This is a genomic window from Mobilisporobacter senegalensis, assembly GCF_003752155.1.
Lineage (GTDB): Bacteria > Bacillota > Clostridia > Lachnospirales > Lachnospiraceae > Mobilisporobacter > Mobilisporobacter senegalensis.
Genome location: NZ_RJVG01000008.1, coordinates 62,430 through 85,963 on the forward strand (window position 1 = coordinate 62,430; position 23,534 = coordinate 85,963).

General features: G+C 35.3%; 24 protein-coding genes. 23 read left to right on the forward strand and 1 reads right to left on the reverse strand.

The window, feature by feature from the left end:
* Positions 1-5 precede the first annotated feature (5 nt).
* The 14 genes from EDD66_RS13150 (at position 6) to EDD66_RS13215 (ending at position 15,663) form a co-directional block, all read left to right on the forward strand.
* Complete coding sequence (locus tag EDD66_RS13150; RefSeq protein WP_123610052.1) at positions 6-1,079, forward strand: DUF4392 domain-containing protein; 1,074 nt, start codon at positions 6-8, stop codon at positions 1,077-1,079.
* Between the two features lie 41 nt (positions 1,080-1,120).
* Positions 1,121-1,849, forward strand: coding sequence for a 5-oxoprolinase subunit PxpB (gene pxpB / locus EDD66_RS13155; protein WP_123610053.1), 729 nt, complete (start codon positions 1,121-1,123; stop codon positions 1,847-1,849).
* A 1-nt stretch (position 1,850) separates the two neighbouring features.
* The gene (locus tag EDD66_RS13160; RefSeq protein WP_123610054.1) at positions 1,851-2,798 is read left to right on the forward strand and encodes a 5-oxoprolinase subunit C family protein; all 948 of its coding nucleotides are present in this window, start codon (positions 1,851-1,853) and stop codon (positions 2,796-2,798) included.
* A gap of 40 nt (positions 2,799-2,838) precedes the next feature.
* Positions 2,839-3,624, forward strand: a complete 786-nt coding sequence (locus EDD66_RS13165) for a putative hydro-lyase (protein WP_123610055.1) — start codon at positions 2,839-2,841, stop codon at positions 3,622-3,624.
* Between the two features lie 12 nt (positions 3,625-3,636).
* The gene (locus EDD66_RS13170; RefSeq protein ID WP_123610056.1) at positions 3,637-4,392 is read left to right on the forward strand and encodes a LamB/YcsF family protein; all 756 of its coding nucleotides are present in this window, start codon (positions 3,637-3,639) and stop codon (positions 4,390-4,392) included.
* Positions 4,393-4,577: 185 nt separating this feature from the next.
* On the forward strand, positions 4,578-5,162 hold the full coding sequence (locus tag EDD66_RS13175; protein WP_123610057.1) for a TetR/AcrR family transcriptional regulator: 585 nt from the start codon (positions 4,578-4,580) through the stop codon (positions 5,160-5,162).
* A complete protein-coding gene (locus EDD66_RS13180; protein WP_123610058.1) occupies positions 5,159-5,908 on the forward strand; it encodes a CPBP family intramembrane glutamic endopeptidase in 750 nt (249 codons plus the stop codon). Before EDD66_RS13175 ends, EDD66_RS13180 begins: the two co-directional genes overlap by 4 nt.
* Positions 5,909-6,117: 209 nt before the next feature.
* Positions 6,118-7,188 carry a DUF362 domain-containing protein gene (locus tag EDD66_RS13185; RefSeq protein ID WP_123610059.1) on the forward strand — a complete coding sequence of 357 codons (1,071 nt, stop codon included), beginning with the start codon at positions 6,118-6,120 and terminating at the stop codon, positions 7,186-7,188.
* A gap of 202 nt (positions 7,189-7,390) precedes the next feature.
* Complete coding sequence (locus tag EDD66_RS13190) at positions 7,391-8,497, forward strand: Ig-like domain-containing protein (protein WP_123610060.1); 1,107 nt, start codon at positions 7,391-7,393, stop codon at positions 8,495-8,497.
* Positions 8,498-8,766: 269 nt separating this feature from the next.
* Entirely contained in the window at positions 8,767-9,447 is a 681-nt protein-coding gene (locus EDD66_RS13195) for a response regulator transcription factor (RefSeq protein WP_123610061.1), read from the forward strand.
* 26 nt (positions 9,448-9,473) lie between these two features.
* Complete coding sequence (locus EDD66_RS13200; protein ID WP_123610062.1) at positions 9,474-10,388, forward strand: sensor histidine kinase; 915 nt, start codon at positions 9,474-9,476, stop codon at positions 10,386-10,388.
* A 138-nt stretch (positions 10,389-10,526) separates the two neighbouring features.
* On the forward strand, positions 10,527-11,198 hold the full coding sequence (locus tag EDD66_RS13205; RefSeq protein ID WP_123610063.1) for an ABC transporter ATP-binding protein: 672 nt from the start codon (positions 10,527-10,529) through the stop codon (positions 11,196-11,198).
* A gap of 48 nt (positions 11,199-11,246) precedes the next feature.
* Positions 11,247-13,850, forward strand: a complete 2,604-nt coding sequence (locus EDD66_RS13210) for an ABC transporter permease (RefSeq protein WP_123610064.1) — start codon at positions 11,247-11,249, stop codon at positions 13,848-13,850.
* An 88-nt stretch (positions 13,851-13,938) separates the two neighbouring features.
* Entirely contained in the window at positions 13,939-15,663 is a 1,725-nt protein-coding gene (locus tag EDD66_RS13215; RefSeq protein WP_123610065.1) for a phospho-sugar mutase, read from the forward strand.
* Positions 15,664-15,744: 81 nt separating this feature from the next.
* On the opposite strand, the gene dapA is transcribed toward EDD66_RS13215, so the two are convergent.
* Entirely contained in the window at positions 15,745-16,605 is an 861-nt protein-coding gene (dapA, locus tag EDD66_RS13220) for a 4-hydroxy-tetrahydrodipicolinate synthase (RefSeq protein WP_123610066.1), read from the reverse strand.
* Positions 16,606-16,766: 161 nt separating this feature from the next.
* Between dapA and EDD66_RS13225 the strand changes: the two genes are divergently transcribed.
* The 9 genes from EDD66_RS13225 to EDD66_RS13265 all read left to right on the forward strand — a co-directional run bounded on the left by EDD66_RS13225 (position 16,767) and on the right by EDD66_RS13265 (position 23,525).
* Positions 16,767-17,609, forward strand: a complete 843-nt coding sequence (locus EDD66_RS13225) for an AraC family transcriptional regulator (RefSeq protein WP_123610067.1) — start codon at positions 16,767-16,769, stop codon at positions 17,607-17,609.
* A gap of 100 nt (positions 17,610-17,709) precedes the next feature.
* Positions 17,710-18,069 carry a metal-dependent transcriptional regulator gene (locus EDD66_RS13230; protein WP_123610068.1) on the forward strand — a complete coding sequence of 120 codons (360 nt, stop codon included), beginning with the start codon at positions 17,710-17,712 and terminating at the stop codon, positions 18,067-18,069.
* A 128-nt stretch (positions 18,070-18,197) separates the two neighbouring features.
* Entirely contained in the window at positions 18,198-18,827 is a 630-nt protein-coding gene (locus EDD66_RS13235; protein WP_123610069.1) for a DUF3793 family protein, read from the forward strand.
* Between the two features lie 70 nt (positions 18,828-18,897).
* A complete protein-coding gene (locus tag EDD66_RS13240) occupies positions 18,898-19,329 on the forward strand; it encodes a flavodoxin (RefSeq protein ID WP_123610070.1) in 432 nt (143 codons plus the stop codon).
* A gap of 118 nt (positions 19,330-19,447) precedes the next feature.
* Entirely contained in the window at positions 19,448-19,729 is a 282-nt protein-coding gene (locus tag EDD66_RS13245) for a DUF2325 domain-containing protein (RefSeq protein ID WP_123610071.1), read from the forward strand.
* A 221-nt stretch (positions 19,730-19,950) separates the two neighbouring features.
* The gene (locus EDD66_RS13250) at positions 19,951-21,441 is read left to right on the forward strand and encodes a L,D-transpeptidase family protein (RefSeq protein WP_123610072.1); all 1,491 of its coding nucleotides are present in this window, start codon (positions 19,951-19,953) and stop codon (positions 21,439-21,441) included.
* A gap of 80 nt (positions 21,442-21,521) precedes the next feature.
* The gene (locus tag EDD66_RS13255) at positions 21,522-22,016 is read left to right on the forward strand and encodes a MarR family winged helix-turn-helix transcriptional regulator (RefSeq protein WP_123610073.1); all 495 of its coding nucleotides are present in this window, start codon (positions 21,522-21,524) and stop codon (positions 22,014-22,016) included.
* A gap of 98 nt (positions 22,017-22,114) precedes the next feature.
* A complete protein-coding gene (locus tag EDD66_RS13260) occupies positions 22,115-23,302 on the forward strand; it encodes an ArsA family ATPase (protein WP_123610074.1) in 1,188 nt (395 codons plus the stop codon).
* Position 23,303: 1 nt separating this feature from the next.
* Positions 23,304-23,525, forward strand: a complete 222-nt coding sequence (locus tag EDD66_RS13265) for a hypothetical protein (protein ID WP_123610075.1) — start codon at positions 23,304-23,306, stop codon at positions 23,523-23,525.
* The last annotated feature ends 9 nt before the right edge of the window (positions 23,526-23,534 follow it).

A 23,534-nucleotide genomic window follows, 5' to 3' on the forward strand; every position in this document is an offset into this window, starting at 1 on the left:
ATTCCATGTCTAATGAGGAACTGACAATATATAACATTGGGGAAAACCTGGATTCACTTATGAACTTAGACCCCAGAGGTTATGGGGTCTGCCGTATTTTGTATGGGGGAAGCAGGGCGTATACAGGAGAACCCCTTACTATGCATTCGGCGAAGAAACTAGTCGAGAATGTAAAATCAGGTGATTTTGTATTCATTATTACAGGATTTATCTTGCTTCCTCATAAAGCACCGGAGATGGATGGGATCGTAAGTTCAATGCTGCTGGCTCGTTCCATAGTTCATGGATTTGATGCTAACCCGGTTATTATCTGCCCCCAGGATAATATTGAGGCTGTAAAGAAATGTGCAAGTGTTGTTGGGCTTCATTGCTATGAAGATTTGGATAAAGTAAGTGAGTTTCCAATTTCCATGGGAGTCATTCCTTTTACGAAAGATCAGAATATGGCAGAAGAACAGGCAGAGCAGATTATTTCAAAGGTACTGCCCAAGGCAGTAATTGCGATTGAGGCACCGGGAGCAAATGAGTGTGGGGAGTATCATAATGCAGTTGGTGTGAATGTAACCGTACTTGAAGCAAAAACAGATATTTTATTTAGGAAGTTAAAAGATAGAGGTGTTTTAAATATTGCAATTGGGGATCTAGGAAATGAGATGGGAATGGGGACGATAGGAGAGCATATCAAAAAATATGTTCCTTATGCAGCAAAAAATCAGTGTAAATGTGATTGTCATGGGGGTATTTTGGCAGCAACGAAGGCTGACAATATTATTACAGCAACCGTATCTGATTGGGGATGTTATGGATTAATGGCTGCAATCGCATATCTTAAAAAAGATCTGAATATTTTTCATAAGGGAGATATGGAAATGGAAGTAATGCGTGTTGCAACAAGAAGCGGGATAGTAGATATGACAGGTTCCCTCATTCCGGGAATTGATGGATTCAATACAAAAATGAATGTGAATATTGTGGAACTTATGCGCCAGTGTGCAGGATATGCAATTAAGTATGAGGGGAAATCAGATCACTGGTATGAAAATGTTTTAGCAAAAGGATTTTTTCAGAATAAGGGGTAAAGAGAATATGCACCGCCAATAGCGGTAGAATGGAGGGAACCATGTCTGAAATTCGTATATTACCGGCAGGGGATTTATCACTCGTTGTAGAATTTGGAAATGAAATCAGTATGGTTTGTAATAATAAGGTCAGACAGTTGAATCAAAGCCTTAGAGAGAAGAAAATAACAGGAATTGTGGAGACAGTGCCTACCTTTCGTTCCTTATTGGTATATTATGATCCTTCAAAAATTAAATATAAAAAACTTTGTAAATATATTAAATCTTTTTCAGTGGAGAATGGGGATGCAAAAGCAAAGACAAAGAGAATTATTGAAATTCCAGTATGTTACGGGGGTCAGTACGGTGAAGATCTGGTGGATGTTGCCAGACATGTGGGGATGAGTGAAACGGAAGTAATAACAATCCATTCCGGTGTGGATTATTTAATTTATATGTTAGGATTTTTACCCGGATTTCCTTATTTGGGAGGACTTGATAAGAGGTTAGAGTGTCCAAGATTACCTAATCCAAGAACAACGATACCCGCAGGTTCTGTTGGAATAGGCGGTGAACAGACAGGTGTTTATCCAATCTCTTCTCCAGGTGGATGGAGGCTTATCGGAAGAACACCATTAAAGCTTTATGACAGTGAACGAAAAGATCCAACTTTTTATCAGGCAGGGGACTATATTCATTTTCGACCTATTAATGAAAATGAATTTGTGGATATCGAGCAACTGATTCAGGAGGGAAAGTATCAGTGCAAAATAATCATGGAGGGTGATTAATATGAGTATTCAGATAATATCTCCAGGAGCATTGACCACCATACAGGATTATGGAAGAACAGGATATGGTGAAATAGGAATCCCGCCATCAGGAGCGGTAGATGCTGGGGCTATGGAAGTTGCTAATATTTTAGTCGGAAACAAAATGGGAGAAGGTGTGTTAGAATGTACTCTCTTTGGGCCCACAATTCATTTCACCAGAGATAATGTGGTTGCTGTTACAGGTGCAAATATGAATCCTAAAGTGGATGACAAAGACATTCCTATGAATACAGCTATCATTGTGAGGGCCGGAGAGAATTTGACACTGGGATTTGCAGCAGCCGGATGCCGAAGCTATATTTCTTTTTCGGGAGGTCTTGATATTACAGAATGCTTTGGCAGTAAATCCACCAATATGAATTGTACCATTGGTGGATTTTATGGAAGGCCCTTGAAAGCAAATGATGAAATATTATTTATGAAACCCGTAAAAAATATGTCAGGAATGGAAAAACGTATTTATAAACAAAGAGAGGCAGATACTCTGCCAGGAACTATCAGAGTAGTGATGGGGCCTCAGGACGATTATTTCACCAAGGAAGGGATTGATACTTTTCAAACAAGTATTTACAAACTGACCAATGATTCTAACAGGATGGCTTGTAAACTTACTGGTCCGGTTATTTCCAGTAAGCAGCCTACAGATATTATATCTGACGGAATTTCCTTGGGTTCCATTCAGGTTTCGTCCAATGGACAGCCAATTATTATGCTTTCTGACAGACAAACAACAGGTGGTTATGCAAAAATCGGTACAGTGATTTCTTCAGATATTCCAATCATTGCCCAATGCAAACCGGGAGATGAAATTAGATTTCAAAGTATAACACTTGCGGAAGCACATAAGATTTATAAGAAATATTGTAAGAATACAATAAAATTTCAAAAAAGAATAAATCGATTATGATAATAAACAGGTACAAGGCGGTATAACGGAGGTAAATGCTATGGAGTACAGAACTTATAGTCCTCTTGAAGTCAGAAGGCTTATCAGAAAAGGTGAAATCACAACTCCTACAGCAGGTATGTGCGGCGGTTATGCCCAGGCCAATCTGGTAATCCTGCCAAAAGAGCTTGCCTATGACTTTCTGTTGTTTGCTCAGAGAAATCCTAAGGCATGTCCTATACTGGAAGTTATGGATGAAGGTGAGAGAATGGTTAGATATATGGCTGGGGATGGGGATATTGCTACTGATCTTCCCAAATACAGAGTTTATGAATATGGAGAATTAACCGGCGAATATACAGATATTGAAAAATTTTGGAGACCTGATTTTATAAGTTTTTTGATTGGATGCAGTTTTTCTTTTGAGGAGGAACTTCTTGAGGCAAATATAACAGTGAGGCATATTGAGGAGCAGTGTAATGTTCCTATGTATATGACGAATATTCCCTGTGAAAAAGCGGGTATATTTTCTGGTAATGTGGTGGTAAGCATGAGGCCTATTCCATTTAAAGATGTGCCAAGAGCAGTTTCAGTTACCGCAGGAATGCCTAAAGTACATGGTGCACCCATACATATTGGAAGTCCGGAAGTAATTGGGATAAAAAGAATTGACAGGCCTGATTTTGGAGACCCGGTGACGATAAAAGAAGATGAAATACCGGTATTCTGGCCTTGTGGAGTTACGCCTCAGGCAGCACTTATGGCATCAAGACCACCATTTGCTATTACACATGCACCAGGGCATATGTTTATTACCGATGTAAAGAATGTGGAATTGAAATTTTAAGGGAGTGGATAAATGTATCAGATAGATTTAAACTGCGATTTAGGGGAAAGTTTTGGAAGATATACCCTTGGTATGGACGAAGATATACTTCCATATATATCATCTGCAAATATTGCCTGCGGGTATCATGCATCTGATCCGGTCATTATTGAGAAGACAGTGCAAAATGCAAAAGCAAATAATGTACATATTGGCGCCCATACTGGATTTCCGGATTTACTTGGTTTTGGACGAAGAAATATGAGCCTTTCATTTGAGGAAGCAAGGACCTATACAATGTATCAGATGGGGGCCTTAAAAGGGTTTTGTCTCGCTGCAGGAATACCATTATATCATGTAAAACCTCATGGTGCTTTCTATAATATGGCAGCACAGGATTATAAGTTATCCTGTGCAATTTGTGAAGGGATTGCATCTATTGATTCCAATGTTATCTTATTGGGGCTTAGTAACAGCCAGATGGAAAAGGCGGCGAAAATGGTTGGGATTACTTTTAAGCAGGAAATTTTTGCAGACCGGGCATATGAGGATGATGGAAGCCTGGTCCCAAGAAGCAGGCCGGGGGCAGTTATAGAAGAGGAAGAAGTGGCAATAAGCCGGGTGATCGATATGATAAAGAAAGGGAAAGTCAAATCAATTCATGGCAGGGAAATTGAAATAAAGGCAGATTCCGTATGTGTTCATGGAGATGGAGAGAAAGCTCTGGAATTTGTTAAAATGATCCATAGAACGTTGAAAGAGGAAGGGATTGGAATAAAAGCTTTTTGATAAAATGGCAATAAGTTAAATCGAATAATAAATGATTATATGTAATTATAATAAAAAGTAGGGGACGTAAGTTAAGTTCCCTATTTTTTATTTATCTATTGACAATAATGAGTTTATGGAATACAATAGGTAACAGTCGTTAGGTAACATATGTTATATATAAAGTTTATAGGAGGTTGACCAATATGCCACCGAAAGAAAAGGTCACAAAAGAAGAGATTATTAATACAGCAATTAATATAGTTCGGGAAAAAGGAATTGAAAATCTAAATGCCCGTAATCTGGCCAGGAAAATGGGCTGTTCTGTGCATCCTATATTCCGGGGATATCATTCTATGGAGGGACTTAAAACTGAAATTTATAAAATGGTCGAGCATATTTATAATCAGCAAATGTTAAATGCCGTAGAACATGGAGAGGACGGGTTTCTAAATATGGGACTTGCCTATATTAATTTTGCAAAGGATGAGAAAAACCTGTTTAAATTATTATTTATGTCGGATGCATTTCGGGAGCAAGGCATAATGGATATTGCAGGGACAACAGAGGGAGATGATGAAGTGCTGGACATGATCTGCCAAAGGACCGGACTTGGCAAAAAGTCTGCCAGAGAGTTATATACAGGTATATGGCTTACAACACATGGCATCGCATCAATGATTGCTACTAATAGCTGTCGATTTAGTGATGAAGAAAATAGACGATTATTAAATAATTCGTTTATGGGATTATTGATGAAGCTGAAAAAAGAGGAGGAACAAAGTTTATGAAAAAATCTTATGTAAAGGATCATCCATATATTGGATCATTTCTTATCGGACTATTATGTACTTTTTTAACAGCATTAGGAGCAGCAGTTCCTCAGATTATAGGATTAGATAGTGATGATCAAATGATTGTAACTACAATTTTCCTGATGATTTCAATTATTATTGGAATTGTTATAATGAAGAATTCACAATTTAAACTTGGAGATTATGGATTTAGAACAAGGGAAAAAGGAACTATCAGTAAAATATGGTGGTATGCTCCTTTAGTAGCTTTAGAGATTCTTCCATTAGCTGTGGTAGGATTTAGCTCTGAGATTACGTCAGTTCAATATATAATATTAGCCTTTTTTACAATCGCAATTGGCTTCAATGAAGAAATTTATTTTAGAGGACTTGCATTAAAGATTTTGGAACCAAAAGGGAAAAAGAGAGCAATCCTTTGGTCTTCTATCATATTTGGAGTTCTTCATCTTATCAATGTACTAAATGGGAAAGAGCCATTATATCTTGTTTTGCAGATGATTTTTGCGTTTTTAGTAGGATTTGTACTTGCTGAAATTGTGAGTATAACCAAAAGTCTCTGGGGAGTCATTATCTGGCATGCTGCTCATGATTATATTGCCAGTATCACAGGAGATGCTCTTGATGCAATGGCACTGATTATACTTGCAATTCAGGTAGGAATTTTAATAATTTATGGATTATGTATATGGAAAATAAGTAAAGCAGAAGATGCGAAAAAGTAATTATGTATGGAGATACAAGGTGACATAATCTGATGTGTTTGTATTATATCAATTAGAAATCATATCAGTACATATACAGAGCCAGAAATATAGGATCAGGAAGAAGAGTAGATAAAACTACTCTCTTTTTTATGGAAAAAACAAACTTTATGTAATAAAATAGATTATAACAATATATGGTTAATATTTAGATAAAAGGGGTGTTTAATATGGCAGATATTTATATAAACTATGGTATTGATTTGCAGGAAATGACCTTTGAATTGATGGATGCAGCAAAAGTTGCAGATAAACTGGATCCAACTATGAAGGTAGGTATTAAACCCAATCTGGTCGTATCACGTTCTGCGGACGACGGAGCTACCACCCATCCTGAAATAGTGGAAGGTATCATAAAATATTTACAGGCTTTTGGGATTCATGACATTACTATACTTGAAGGTTCATGGATTGGTGATAATACGAAGCGAGCCTTTAAAAATTGCGGGTATACTGATCTGGCTGAAAAATATGGGGTAAAACTTCTTGATACCAAGGAAGATAAGGTTGTGAAGATTAAAAATAAAAATGTGTTGTTAAATGTATGTGAAAGTGCCTTGAATGTGGATTATCTGATCAATGTGCCTGTTCTTAAGGGACACTGTCAGACTGGAATGACATGCTGCCTGAAGAATTTGAAAGGCTGTATACCAGACAGTGAAAAAAGACGGTTCCATACGATGGGACTTGACAATCCCATAGCAGTTCTAGGTACAGTCCTTCGCCCATCATTAAACATTATTGATTCTGTCTGCGGTGACTTGTCCTTTGAAGAAGGAGGAAATCCTGTTACAGCAAATCGTATCATACTTGGTTTTGATCCTGTATTGCTGGATTCTTACGGTGCCCAGCTAATGGGGTTTGGACCGGATGATATTGGATACCTGCGAATTGCTAAAAATTATGGAGCAGGTAAATATGCAGATATTGATACAGATATATTAGAACTAAATTCAGAGAATCGTCCAAAGACGATAACACAGCATAGCAGTGCTGTGAAAAGATTAAGTGGGTATATAGAAGCAGACAGTGCCTGTTCCGCCTGCTATGCGGCACTTATCTATGCGCTTGATAAAACAGGGGGAATCAAAGATGAGAAAATAAAGATCGGACAAGGCTATAAAGGGAAAACTTTAAGTGGACCAGGTGTGGGAAACTGTACTGCAGGTTGTGGCAGTTATGTAAAAGGCTGTCCTCCTAAAGCCAGTGATATTGTTGATATGATTAAAAACTGGAGATAGATTTTAGTAATACGGCAAAGGTTTTATACCAAAGGTAAAAGCCAGCGCAGGTGGGGATATTGTCTTTCAAGATAAAAATAATGACAGAATTTATCCGGAATATTTAACTGGTTCCTTTTTTTATTTAACTACAGATGATAGTCAAGGCGCCTATGCTGATTTAAAAGTTACAGCCACAATTAACGGAACCGTATATGATGGAATGATAAACAAAAGTGAACGTGGTTATACCTTTACAGTGAAATATCCTTTGCAAAAATATGGGACAAAAATCACAGTTGACATAACAGATGGAAACGGAGGATCAGCCAGTGAAACTTATACCATGGATTACTACATTAATTATAATATTACTGTAGAGGATAAGGATGTTCAACAAACGCAGATTACCGGAACAACTAAGTCTGATACTACATATGACCGGTATGGTATCATTAAAGAGGAAACTATTTTTACGGTCGCTGCAAAAATTGGAGATAAAACATACGATGGAACAGTATCGGGTCATAATTTTACCGTTACTTATCCTAAACAGGATTTTGGTACAAAAGTAACGATATTGGTTACTGATAGATGCGGAGGGCGTACTTCAGAAAAGACATTTGAAATTGCTAATTGTCCGCCCCAATTAAAAGTAGATAAAGTATCTTATAACTCAACATATATAACAGGGAAAACAGAACCAAATCTAGAGATACAGGTGGCTGCGTCAAATAAAAAATATCAGGGACAAGCGGATTCCAAAGGGAATTTTAAAATAAAAATCCCGGCACAGAAAATAAATACAAAAATTACAGTAGAATGTACTTCAGATACCGGATATTTCAATTCAAAAGACATTACTGTAGTTGGACCATCCTGCGGAGTAGTTATTAACGATGAAATTTTGAAAAATACGTCTAAAATAACAGGTTCAGTGACTGGAGGTATCAAAGGAGACTATCTTGTAATAAAAATAGGAAGTAAGTCTTATAAAAAGGTATTGAAAACCGCTAAGAAGCAAACCTTTAAAATTACTGTTAAAAATCCCGTTCCAGGACAAAAGGTAACAGTTACCTTATATAATAAATTCAAGCAAAAACGATATTCCTCTAATTCAAAAGTATATCTGGCATTAAAACCTACAATTGGTATGACAAAAAAACAGGTACTGCAGACAACATGGGGTTCTTCCGATTATGTAAGTAAATTCAATGTTGGAGGAGTTTCCTATGAACAATGGGGATATGAAATAAAAAATAAATTTACCTATCTTTGGTTTGAAAAAGGAATTTTAAAATCAATTAATAGTTATAGCTATAAAAATTAAAGGTACTTCTTATAATAATCCCTGATAAAATTAAATTTTATTAATGATTAATGATATAACCTATTCATTATATTTAGATATTTTGAATAGGTTATATTTTTATAAATGTTATTTACAAGATATGGTTGATAATGAAATTTATATGGTATAATATGTTACAATATTATTCTATAATCGAAGAGAGAACAATTGTAGGAAATAGAAAGCATGTGATGGAAAATTATAATGTTAAAAATTTATAGGCTACTGATTTTTATGGAGAGGATCAGATGAAACAAATATTAATATTAGAAGATGACAAAGATCTAAATAGAGGCATTGCGTTTTTTTATGAGAAAGAAGGATACCGGGTTTTAAAATCATATAGCCTTCATGAAGCAAGGAAAGTATTACAGAATCAGGCTTTTGAATTCGTTATCATGGATCTGAACCTGCCAGATGGTGATGGTCTTATGTTATGTAAGGAACTTAGGGAAAAATCAGATATGCCTATTATCATACTGACAGCAAGGGATTTAGAGATCGATGAAGTAAATGGATTGAATTCAGGGGCAGATGATTATATTGCAAAACCATTTTCACTATCTGTATTAAATGCCAGAGTAAATGCAGTTCTAAGAAGGAAATCCAGGAAAGAAGAGAATGAGATTTTGACCTCAAAGGATATCCGGATTAACAAAAAGACGATGAAAGTTTTTAAGGCCACAGATGAAGTGGATTGCAGTGTTACGGAATATAAGATACTCTGTTTTCTTATGGAGAACAAAAACCAGGTAATGTTAAAAGAGCAGATTCTGGCTGACATTTGGGATAAAGAACGAAATTTTGTAGATGAAAATACATTACCTGTAAATATCCGAAGGCTGCGTAAAAAAATCGAAGATAACCCATCTGAACCGAAATATATTAAAACAATACATGGAATGGGATATCTCTGGTGCGAAGAGTAATTGATGCAGTAGGATTGGAGGGCAGTATGGAACTAATTTGGATTGTAGTTTTGCTGGCGGCATTATTTTGTGGATTAATATTACTTGTAAGCCGAATTTACATAAATAGAACATTAAAAAAAATAAGTCAAATTATTAATAACTGTTTGTCAGGAAATATAGATTTGGATAAAGAGGTGGCTGAAACAAGGGAATCTAAGATTACGATGCAGTTAAGGACAGTCATAGAACGTGCAGAGCATGAAAAGAATTGTGCAAAGTTAGAAAAGAATGAAGTTGCAACCTTGCTGTCGGACTTGTCACATCAGTTGAAAACTCCTCTGGCGAATCTGTCCATGTATATAGAATTATTAAAAGATGAAAGACTGACAAGAGAGGAACAGCAGGAATTTATAAAGAAGGTTAGCGAGCAGAACAGCAAAATGGAATGGCTTACCAAAATGCTCATACAAATATCCAGACTGGAAGTTGGAATTATAGAGTTCGATGCGGCTCCAATTGAATTAAGGGAAACCCTTTCTGAAAGTATCAGTCTGGTATATGGGTCAACAGCTAGAAAACGTATGGAGATTGAAGTAGAAGACTTTACTGACTGTAAGCTGATACATAGCAGGAAATGGACAAAAGAGGTCTTTGTTAATATTTTTGAAAATGCAATTAAGTATTCCAAAGAATATTCAAAAATACTGGTAAGGGTAGTGCCCATGGAAATTTATACGAAGATTATGATAATAGATGAAGGAATAGGAATTTCTAAAGAGGAGTTTAGCCAGATATTCAAGAGGTTTTATCGTGGGAAACAAGTCAGGGAAACAGAAGGGAGTGGACTTGGACTGTATCTGGCTCAGTTGATATTGGCAAAGGAAGGTGGATATATAACAGTAGATTCTACTGTTGGAAGAGGAAGTGTATTTTCAGTTTTTTTGCAAAACAGTAAATAATACAGCTATCAGGTTCTTACAAAATTGTAAGAACTTTTTTTGGGAGTGTCATCAGGGTGTAAGAAATTTTTGGTACACTTTAGCCAGTAACATTAAAAACCAAGGATTATGTGCAGTAGAATATAAAGGAGGAGTATTATGTGCATTTTAAAAACAAAGAATTTAAAAAAATATTATGGAACAGCCCCCAACTTAGTGAAGGCATTAGATGGAGTGGATATAGAAATATATGAGGGGGAATTTGTAGCCATTGTTGGGACAAGCGGCAGCGGAAAATCAACTTTACTTCATATGCTGGGAGGACTGGATTACCCTACCAGCGGCTATGTTGCCGTAAGAGATAAAGAGCTTTCTGATTTTAATGAGAATGAATTAACTATTTTCCGAAGACGGAATATCGGATTTGTATTCCAAAATTATAATCTGCTCCCAATCATCAATGTATATGAAAATGTGGTTCTGCCTTTGGAACTGGATGGAAGCCATATTGATACGGACTTTGTAGAAGATATTTTAAAAACCCTGGGAATCGGGGATAAAAGATACAATAAGCCAAATCAGCTTTCCGGAGGACAGCAGCAGAGAGTCGCAATAGCCAGGGCACTGGCAGCAAAACCTTCCATAATCCTGGCAGATGAACCTACGGGAAATCTGGATTCAAAGACTTCTTCAGAAGTGGTGGGATTATTAAAAACTACCGGCCGGAAATTTAATCAGACCATTGTTATGATAACACATAATGAAGCGTTGGCTCAGCTTTGTGATAGAATCATACATATCGAAGATGGCAGGATTATAGAAAGAAGATAAGGAATAAGTATTTATACGCGTGGCAGAACACGCAGATAGGAGTAAGATATGAAAAATAATAATAAAAAAATTATTCATAAATTATCCGGAAGAAGTCTTAAGAACAACCGTATGCGCAACCTGTTTGCAGTGGTGGCAATCGGCCTTACTTCTTTGCTTTTTACGGCCCTTTTTACTCTTGGGAGTGGCATGCTGCAGATGACAGAGGAGCAGACCATGCGTCAGATCGGGACAAAGGCACACGGAGGGTTTAAATCAGTTACCCGGGTGGAATATGAGATACTGACGGCGAATCCTCTGGTTAAGGATTACGGATACGATGTTTTTATAGGAATTGCAGCAAATAAAGAATTTGAGAAAAGACAAACGGAGATTCGTTATGTGCAGCCGTATAATCTGAAATTCGGTTTTATGAAATTAGAAGACGGAAAACTACCGGAGAAAAAGAATGAAATTGTATTGGACACCATTGCACTTGATCTTCTGCAAATTCCACGAAAAGTTGGAGAAGAAGTTGCTCTGGAGTTTGATTTTTTAGGGAAAGAATATAATAAGCAATTCATACTCTCAGGATGGTACCAGGGAGATCCGGTAATAGGAGCAAGTACCGCATATGTTTCAGAGGAATATCTAAATGAGTTAAAAAAAGGAATGACTGACGAAGAAATACGAAAAGAGAATGAAGAGTCTCTCAATCGGAGTGGAGCAGGCCTTTATCAGGTTAATATCATGTTTAAAAATTCTATGCATATTGAGAAGAATATGATGGAGGTATTAGCTGACAGCGGGCTGAAACTGGATGATTCCCATATAGGAATTAACTGGGCATATATGACGGAGCAGGCTTCTGACATTGATATGGTTTCTGCGGTCATGCTGGCAGTTGTGTTCCTGGTAATGGTGTTAACGGGATTTCTGATCATATATAACATATTTCATATATCCATACTCAATGATATCCGCTTTTATGGTTTATTGAAAACAATCGGTACGACTAAAAAGCAGATTAAGACCCTGGTAATCAGGCAGGCCATGGTATTATCTCTGGTGGGCATTCCCATAGGACTGCTTTTGGGGTTCCTGGTTGGCAAAATATTTATGCCGGTTATTTTACATTTATCAGGTGGTATAAGTGTAACCGGTTTTGTTTTGAAAGGAAATCCCTGCATATTTCTCTTCGGGACAATCTTTTCCCTTTTCACCGTATGGATCAGCTGCCGTAAACCCAGCAGGATTGCTGGAAGCGTATCCCCTATAGAGGCATTGAAATATACAGGGGACATTAAGATGAAGGTTAAGAATAAGAGGACTACAAGAGGTGCTAAAATATCCAGAATGGCTCTTACCAATCTGGCCAGAAATAAGAAGAAAACAGGGATCGTAATTCTCTCTTTGTCCTTAAGTGTAATTCTTTTGACGGAAATTGTTACTCTCACAAAAAGTTTCAGCCTAGATGAATATCTGGAAAGTATGCTAACCGGCGATGCTATGATCTTCTCTTCCAGCATGATTAATTATAGACCTGATTTAAAACTCTCAGAGGAATTCTATCAGAATGCATTACATCAGGATGGAGTCGAGGAAGGAAATTTATTGTACCATAATAAAGGTGCCATGGACCACACTCTGACAGAAGAGGGATATGAGCAGTTTGCCAGACTTTACAAAGAAGAAAAACTGGATGCCAGAGATATGAGACTGGAAGAAACTTTAAAGGATAACAGGCCAATTTCAGAGCAGCGGTATGCCTATGACGAAGTGTTATTAAAGAATTTAAGATTACTGGAAGGTACACTGGATCTGGAAAAATTCCGGACGGGAAATTATGTAATAGTAGCTCCTTTATTATATGAGGCAGATTCTTATTATCATCCCGGTGATATCATTACACTTAATTTTACTGGTGCCAATCCGGAATATAAAGATATAAAGGATGATAAAGGAAATGTAATCGCCCAGGAATTAATTTATACCGGACAGAAGAAATATGAAGTTATGGCAGTAGCGGATATTCCTTATGGTATGACAGAAAAAAGGTTTTCTCTTAATGCTCTAACAACAATCTTATCTAAGAATGAATTGTTAAAAATGGATGGATTGGCAGAAGCATTTGCTGCCAGCTTTCAGGTTGAAGATGAGAAAGAAGCCGCTTTTACTGAATTCCTGGATTCCTATACAACACAGACGGATCCTGGTATGGCTTATCAGACAAAAGAAAGCCTGAGGGATGATTTTGCTTCTATGGTAAATGGCCTGACTCTGATAGGTTGTGCTTTGGCCTTTGTGATAGCCATTGTGGGAATCCTTAATTTTATTAATACCATGCTGACCAGTGTAATATCAAGAAAGCGAGAATTTGCAATGCTTCAGAGTATCGGACTGTCCAATGACCAGTTGAAAAAACTGTTACTGTTTGAAGGTATCTATTACATCTTATTCACTGCTGCCATTAGTTTGGCGGGAGGAAGTTTTCTGTCACTTACAGCAGTGCGGGCTCTTAATAACGTGGCAGAAAGTTTTAATTATCAGTTTACCTTGATGCCATTTTTAGAAACTATACCGGTATTCCTGGCAATTGTTTTTTTTGTTCCATCCATAGCATACCGTTATGTAAGGAAATATAGCATCGTAGAGCGGTTAAGGGAGGAATAGTATTGTCATTCTCAAATTTATGAGTATAATATTAATTACAGATAATACTAATAAAGGTCTTAATTTGTAATAAATACGAGGTGAAATAATGAATGACTATATGAAGGAATATGAAAAATGGATACAAAATGGAGATATAGATGCTGATTTAAAAAAAGAACTGGAAGATATCAAAGGAGATGAAGCAAAAATCCGGGACAGATTCTATTGCGATTTGTCTTTTGGTACAGCCGGTTTACGGGGAATCCTTGGTGCGGGTACAAACCGCATGAATAAATATGTTGTAGGAAGAGCGACAAAGGCATTGGGAAAGGTAATACAAAAGCAGGGAGAAGAATTTGCTAAAAAAGGTGTTGCCATTGCTCATGACTGTCGTATCATGTCACCGGAATTCGCCAGTATGTGTGCCAGAATACTTGCAAGTATGGGTATCAAAGTTTATTTATTTGATTCACTAAGACCTACGCCTGAATTATCTTACGCAGTGAGATATTATCAATGTGCAGCAGGTATTAATATAACTGCCAGTCATAATCCAAAAATATATAATGGATATAAAGTTTATTGGCAGGAGGGCTCACAGATTAAGTCTGATATTGCAGACCAGGTTTTAGAAGAAATAGCAAAAATGGATCTTTTTGAAGAGGATACCTATTTGTCAAGTTCAGAAGCAGAAGAACAAGGATTGCTAATTACAATCAATAAAGAAGTAGATGAAAGCTTCTACGAGAAAACAATGTCTGTTTCCCTAAGGGAAGAAGTAGATAAAGATATCTGTATTATTTATACCCCTTTAAATGGCGCAGGAAATATTCCGGTTCGTACTGTCCTAAAGAGAATGGGTTATACAAACATTCATATAGTAAAAGAACAGGAAAATCCGGATGGAACCTTTCCAACCATTGATTATCCTAACCCAGAAGATCATGCTGCCTTTGCCCTTGGGGAACAACTTGCCCTTGAGGTAGGAGGAGAGGTTTTAATTGCAACAGATCCGGATTGTGACAGACTTGCTGTTGAAGTGGTTCATCATGGAAAAATTGAGGCGCTGAATGGAAACCAAGTAGGAGTTTTAATAATTAATTACCTGCTAACATCTATGGCAGAAAAGAACTGTCTGCCTGATAATCCAGCGATGGTCAAATCCATAGTAACTGGTGAAATGGGAAGTGCGATTGCTAAATCCTATAATGTAAAGATGTTCAATGTTCTAACCGGCTTTAAGAACATCTGTGCTTTGCCTAATGAATGGGATAAAACAGGAGAATATACTTATATTTTCGGGTACGAAGAAAGTATCGGATATAATGTAGGAAGTTATTTACGTGATAAAGATGGTGTTTCAGCAACTCTTATTTTAACAGAAATGGCTGGATATTATAAAAAGCTTGGTAAAACTTTGATTGATGTATTAAATGATCTATATGAACAATATGGATATTATCGAGAGAATACAATATCAATTGTCTTAGAAGGAATAGAAGGTCAGGAACGTATTAAAAGAATGATGACGGAATATCGTATGAAGAACCCTAAAGCTATTGGAAGCTCAAATCTTGTGTGGATTACAGATTACGAAAGTTCTGAAGTAATCAATTTGGCGTCAGGTGAAAAAAGTAAGACCACGATAGAGAAAACCGATGCAATTGAATATAAATTCGATGACGGATGCTGGTATACTTTAAGACCATCTGGAACAGAGCCAAAGATTAAATTATATATTTATACGAAGGCTGATACTAGGGAAACAGCTGATTCTAAGCTGAAAGAAATGGAAAAGGCAATTTTAGATATTCTAAATAGCATTGAATAGTATGAAAGGACTGGGACATCGCATATTTAGCGAAGTCCCAGTCCTTTTATATTATATAGTCAGACAATAGTTAACTAATTTTTATATGATACGATCAAGTTTTTCTCCTAATTCCTTAGAAGCCTCCATTAATGGAAGTCGTAGTTCAGCAGAATCCAATAACCCTAATTTCTTTAAACAATATTTAATTGGAGCCGGATTAGGTTCTTTGAATAAAAGAGGTATAAAATCATATAGCTGCTTCCAGGTTTCCAGTGCTGCTTTTGTATTGTTTTCTTTTACTTTATTATAAACGTCTATAAAGAGTTCTGTTTTAAGATGGGAAGATGCCAGTATACCTCCCTGGCCGCCCAGTGTCAGTGTCAGATAGAAGAAGATATCTTCCCCAGTCAGGATGGAGAAATCCTTTGGAGGATCCATAAGCAGAGCCATTGTCTGTTTGATATCTCCACATGCATCTTTTAAACCTACAATATTTTTAATTTCTGCAAGTCTGTGAATGGTGTCGTTTTGTATATTGACCCCAGTACGATATGGGATATTATATATGATGATATTTAAATCTGTTGATTGTGCAATACTGTTAAAGTGACTGTAAATACCTTCCTGGTTAGGTTTATTATAATAAGGACAGACGGATAAGATACCTTGAATATCATATTTTTCAGCAATTTTTAATTTTTCAATTACTTTTGCGGTATAATTTCCGCCCACTCCCACATAGACAGGAAGTTTCTTTTCGTTATAATCTAAAGTTTTTTCTATCATTTCTTGAAATTCATAATCGTTTAGCACAGGTACTTCCCCTGTAGTACCTAATGGAATAAATCCACTTATCCCTTTGGTTGAATAATGATCGATTAGTCTTTTATAGGATTTATAATCTATTTTTTCATCTTTAAATGGAGTAACTATTGGTAGCCAAACACCTGTAAGTTGCATAAAAACCCTCCCTAACTCTTTCTAATTATATTTTATACAACATTATTTAATAATTAAAGTAGTATAATGCTATGAATCTTGCGAATAATGCTGTATAATTATATTATTAATATTAAGTGATCATGAACTTGTTCATGATATAATAAATCCGGAGGTTATATATGGGTGATGTTGAAAAAATCGGTTATTTAAATAATGATTTTGAAATGTTTCATATTATTGACAGCAAAAAGAAAGAATTTGATTTCCACTATCATGATTTCAACAAAATAATTATATTTATCAGTGGAAATATAAATTATTCCATTGAAGGGAAGAATTATTCCCTTAAGCCTTATGATGTTGTTCTTGTGAATGCAGGAGAAATTCATAGACCAAGTATCATTGATAATACAGATTATGAAAGAATCATTATATATGTGTCTACTCAGTTTTTAAATAAATATAAACAAGAAGATTATGACTTAAATTATTGCTTTGAGAGAGCGAAGAAAGAACATTCAAATGTACTTAGAATTCATTCCATTGATAAAAGCAAGCTCTATCAGGTATGTCAGGAACTGGAACATTCGTTTAATGATAATGAATATGCCAATGAACTTTATCAAAAAATCTTGTTTTTGGAGTTTATGATTCAATTAAACAGGACTGCAATATCCAATCATATCAATTACTTAGATTCTGTAAACGGGAATACAAAATTAATTCCAATTATTGAATATATTAACGAACATCTTACGGAAGAACTATCCATTGATAAGTTATCTTCCCAGTTTTATTTGAATCGTTATTATCTGATGCATTTTTTTAAAGAAGAAACAGGATATACTATCGGCAATTATATAACAGAAAAACGTTTATTACTTGCGAAGAACCTTGTTCAAAATGGGAGTTCTATAACAGATGCCTGCTTTCAAAGTGGATTCAAGAATTATACTACTTTCTTAAGAGCATTTAAGAAGAAATTCCATACCATTCCTAAAAATGCATCTTTTATTGATTAGTATATAAATAGAGAATTGATTTTTATATAAATTTATGTTAAGATAAATATAGTTAGCGTAAGCTAACCGCGTTTTTGACGCAGGAATAGGAGAATGTATTATGTATGAATCAGGAGAGAATTATCTGGAGACCATCTTAGTATTAAAAGAAAGATTGGGAAATGTAAGATCTATCGATGTGGTGAGGGAATTGAATTTCAGTAAACCAAGTGTAAGCCGTGCAGTTGGACTTTTAAAAGAAGATGGATATATTACGGTTGATGAAGATGGATTTTTAGAATTAACTGAAAAAGGAAGAGATAAGGCAGAAAGCGTTTATGAAAGGCATAGGATACTTACTTCATTCTTAATGAAAGTTGCTAATGTATCGGAAGAAACTGCGGAAGAAGATGCCTGCCGGATGGAGCATATTATAAGTCAGGAGACTTATATGGGAATTAAAGAGTTTTTAAAGAAATAGTAGTTGATAATAAATATCAGTGGCCTTTATTGATAAAAATTAGTCTTTAAGAGCCTTGATAATAAAGGAATTGTAGGTTATTATATATGAAAGTTAGCAATGGCTAACCACAAAGACAGGAGGTATCTATGTATTTAAATGGATATTCATTAGGAAGCACAAACAATAAAGAACTTAATATGAAGATTGCAAGACAATGCGCACCGTTACTGACAGGAATTAAAATTTCCAATTTGTTGATTACGTCCGTTGATTATAAAGAGAATATATATGGTCTGTTTGAAGGTTCCGTTATCAGCATGAAATTTTTAGCAGGTATAGATGAGAGGAATACATTTCTCTTATATAAACAAGAAGATTTAGTCAAGTACATAAATGAACCTCAGATACAAAATTATCTCATATATGCAGGATATGAAAGTATGGAGTTAGAATATATTTTAGAGGAATTTGCTTCAAGATATTCAACCTATCTGAAAGAGAAGGGGGATTTTCCCCATGAGCTTGGACTCTTACTAGGATATCCAGTAGAAGATGTAATTGGATTTATTGAGAATGAAGGGAGAAATTTTCTGTATATTGGCTATTGGAAAGTATATAGTAACTTAGAAGAAGCCATAGAAACCTTTAAAAAATATAATTATGCAAAAGAAATTGTTACATCTTTAGTTTCACAGGGAGTGAGCATACAAAGAATTTTGAATGAATATCACTTGAATCCATTACGGAACCGGAATCAGTTAGTAGCGGTCTCTTAGTCGGAATCAGGCATGAATCATATAGATATTTTTAATATTAAAAAGTAATAGAATTTAAGGAGGAAGTAATATGGATAAAATAATTGTAGCTTATTGGTCACAAACCGGAAATACACAGGCAATGGCAGAGGCGATTGGAGAAGGGATTCAATTAGCAGGGAAACAGGCAGAAGTGATTGAAATTTCAAAAGTATCCATGGATGATTTAAAAGCAGCATCTGTGTTTGCGCTAGGTTGTCCTTCTATGGGTGATGAAGTATTAGAAGAAGCAGAGATGGAACCATTTGTGTCAGAAGTTGAAACTTTTGTCTCAGGGAAAAAGATAGCTTTGTTTGGATCTTATGGCTGGGGTGATGGAGAATGGATGCGCGATTGGGAAGAACGTATGAAAAAAGCTGGAGCGGTTATTTTAAACGGTCAAGGTCTCATTACATTAGAAAGTCCTGATGATGAGGCAATAAAAAATTGCAATGACCTTGGGAAAGCCCTGGCAGAGCAATAAGATCTAGGGGTGTTGTAAAAATCTACTTGATTTACAACACCTTATTTAATACAAAGAATTGGAAAATATTATAAATGTAATTATCTACAGATTTTGGACAAAGAAAGGAAATGTAATTATGAGTGTAGTTATCATTGGAGGACACGACCGAATGGTGTGTGAATATAAAAAAATTTGTAAAGATTATAAATGTAAGGCAAAAATATTCACACAAATGTCTGGAAATTTAAAAGATCAAATAGGCAGCCCTGATTTACTGATATTATTTACAAATACAGTCTCCCATAAGATGGTTCGATGCGCTTTATGTGAAGCAGAAAGAAACAATTTTGAAACAGTTCGAAGCCACAGCAGCAGTAAAAGTGCATTAAAAGAAATACTGGAAGTGAAATGTCGATAATATTTAAACATGATATTTAATTTGTAACTATATGTAATAATGATTTAATGATTATGTAATCAAATTGTTTTATAATTTAAGCCCATATATGATACAATATATTGTATATTTTCAAGGTATCAATTGCATTATAAGATAGTAGGAGTGAAAACTTTTTTATATTTGCAGTTTACGCCAAATAAAAAGAAAGTACATGATTTTATTTGGTTTGGAGGACAATTATGATCAATAAAACATCAGATTACAATAATGAAGATAATAAAGACAAAAAACATAAAAGGAAAGAAGTATTGATTTATGGTGGTGCCGGTCTTTTACTGCCATTATTGATATTATATTTTCTGTTATCTATTTATTATAATAAACATTTTTATAATAATACAATGATTAATGGCGTCAATGCCTCTAATATGACTGTGAAGCAGGTTGAAATTGCCATTAATAAACAGGTAAATTCCTATATCTTAACTTTAGAAGAGAGAAATAATAAATCGGAGCAGATATATGGTGGAGATTTTGAATTATATGCCGTTTTTGATGGAATGCTTGGAGAATTATTAAATGAACAAGATGGTTTCGCGTGGCCGGTATATCTGATAAAGTCTCGTGAATTAGAAGTAAATACTATGATTGAATATGATGAATCACTGCTGAAAGAGCGATTTAACCAATTAATATGTTTGACGAAGGAAAATACAATAAAACCTGTAAATGCTCATATTTCCCAATACGGGGAAAATGGATATGAAATAGTACCTGAAGAGCAAGGAGCCAAGGTTAAAAAGGATAAATTATACGAAAAAATCAAAGAGGCTGTTTTCCAGTTAGAGCCAGTGCTTTCCTTGGATAAGGAAGGTTGTTATGAAGAACCAAAGGTGGATTCTAAAAATCCAAAATTGCTAAAAGCACTGGAGGATATGAATAAATTAGTAAGTGCTAAAATAACATATGAATTTGGGGAAGATACGGAAGTCGTAGATGGCAAACGGATCAGTGAGTGGATTTCTATAGATAAGAAATATGTAGTACATCTAAATAAAGATGGTGTGAAGGAGTTTGTTGATCATATAGGGAAGAATTATAATTCTTTTGGAAGAGTTCGTACTTTTAAGACTTCATATGGTGAAACCATAAAAGTCAGCGGAGGAGATTATGGATGGTGGTTAAATAGAGGACAAGAAGCAAATGAATTAACAGAATTGATTCTGGCAGGAAAACAGGAAGTAAAAGAGCCTGCATATTTTCAAACAGCAAGTCAATATGGAGAAGATGATATCGGTGATACTTATGTTGAAATAAATTTAACTGCCCAGCACTTATTTTTCTATAAAGAAGGAAAGCGTATTTTAGAAACGGATTTTGTATCCGGTAATATTTCTAGAAATTATGGAACTCCTACAGGCACTTATCCAATTCAATATAAAGAAAATGATGCTACTTTAAATGGAGAAGATTATTCAACTCCTGTGAAATACTGGATGCCTTTTAATGGAAATATCGGTTTGCATGATGCACCATGGCGGAATGAATTCGGTAAGGATATCTATTTGACAAAAGGTTCCCACGGTTGTATTAACATGCCGCCGGATGCAGCAAAAAAGATGTTTAAAAATATTAAAAGAGGGGTTGCGGTTGTAGTTTATGAATTACAGGGAACAGAGAATTACGAGAAAAAAGATAATAAAAGATTAGACTCCATCAGAGAAGATTAAATAAATCTACTTGACAATTATATCAAATAAGATTAACATTAAGGTACTTCGAGCGACGAAGTATTGATGGAGTTGATATTATGAATATAAAAGATAAGCCATTAGAAGAAATCATTTTTCAGTTCGTTGATCAATGTAAATTATTATTCTTTCCGGAACAGTGGAATCCAACCTTTTTAGATTATTCTAAAAATGAGGCATTTGCTCTTTTTCTTATCTATAGAAAAGGTCAGGTAAACATGACAGAGATAGCAGATTACCTGAGTGTTCCTCTTAACACAGTGACAGGTATTGTAAGTCGTCTGGAAAAACGGGAAGTGATTCAAAGGGAAAGAGACAAGAATGATAAAAGAATTGTATATGTGACTATGAGTTCTTCTGGAAAACAATTTGTGAAAGAGCAGTTAAAAGAACTAGAGCATTATTTTCAGATGGTAGTATCAAAACTTTCCGATGAGGAATTAGATAATATGATTCATATTATCAATAAAGTTTTTGATATTCTTAAAGATAATACATTAGTGGAAAAGGAACAACGTTCCATTAAAAAGGTAAAAAGGATTACAATCGAGTAGGATAGAGAAATGTTTCAGTACATTTCTCTATCTTTAGAACAAATAGTTCGAACAGTGAACTATTCGGTGGAAGAATAAATATAGAAAGAAGGATTGGAATGGGCAGGATCATAATATTCACAGGAAAAGGTGGAGTTGGGAAAACCAGCGTGGCTGCAGCTCATGCAAGAAAAGCAGCTCTTATGGGAAAAGAAACATTAATTGTAAGTGCCGATATGGCACACAATTTAAGTGATCTGTTTGAGGTACCTATTGGAAAGGAAATAACTAAAATTGAAGAAAGATTGTATGGACTTGAGATTGATCCTAATTACGAAATGGAACATGATTTTACTGATTTACTCACGTCAATAAAGAAGATGATACCAGATATGGAACTGGATGATGGAGATGGGAATCTGAGTGGATTCGAAATGTTTCCTGGTATGGAAGAGTTATTTTCACTCCTTAAGATTCAAGAACTATACGAAAGTAACTGGTATGAGGTCATTATCGTGGATTGTGCTCCTACAGGAGAAACATTGTCCCTTCTTAAGTTCCCTGAACTATTCTCCTGGTATGTTGAAAAATTCTTTCCAATTGGGAAAGTAGCCATGAAAGTGCTTAGACCGGTAGGAAAGAAGTTCTATAAAATTGAACTGCCTGATACAAAGGCAATGAACGACATGGAGAAACTATATGTTAAGCTGACCGGACTGCAGGAACTATTTAAAAATAAGGATATCGCCAGTATTCGTCTGGTAGCCATACCGGAGAAGATGGTGGTAGAAGAGACAAAGAGAAATTATATGTATTTAAATTTATATAACTATAATGTAGATGGGCTTTTTATTAATCGCATCCTGCCAAAAGACATTGATAACACATTCTTTGATGAGTGGATACTTTTGCAGGAGAAGTATATAAATGAATTGAAAAATATCTTTGGTAATATTCCTATTGGGTTTATTAAATGGTATGACATTGATATTAACGGAATGCAGGCTATTGACCGTTTAGTTCTGGATGTTTTTAACGATGATAATTTATTTGAAATAAAAAATATTATTCCAAATGAAGTGTATGAAAAAAATACAGAGGGATATCTGCTATCTGTAAATTTACCCTGCCTAAGTAAAGAAGAGATTGAAATATATGAAACAGGAAAAGAGATTATTCTGCGCATTGGTAATTTCAAGCGATGTATTCCACTGCCAGGTATTTTTCGCAATTATGAGGTATCCTCCGCAAAACTTGAGGAAAGTATACTTAGAATTCAATTTGTAGAGCAAAAGGAGGAAAACTAATATGAATCACGAATTTGTAACAAAAATGATTCAGGCAAAAAAAATGGAGTATGAAGCTCTGAAAGAGATTATGCCTGAAAAGATGGCAGATCATATAAATGAACTGGAGAATAATATTATTGATGTATTAAAAGAATGTATTTTATCCGGCTTCACAGATACTAGGGCTCAGAAAGATAGTGAAGAAACAAAAACTAAAGTGCAAAAAGTAGAGATTGATTAGTTTAGGAGG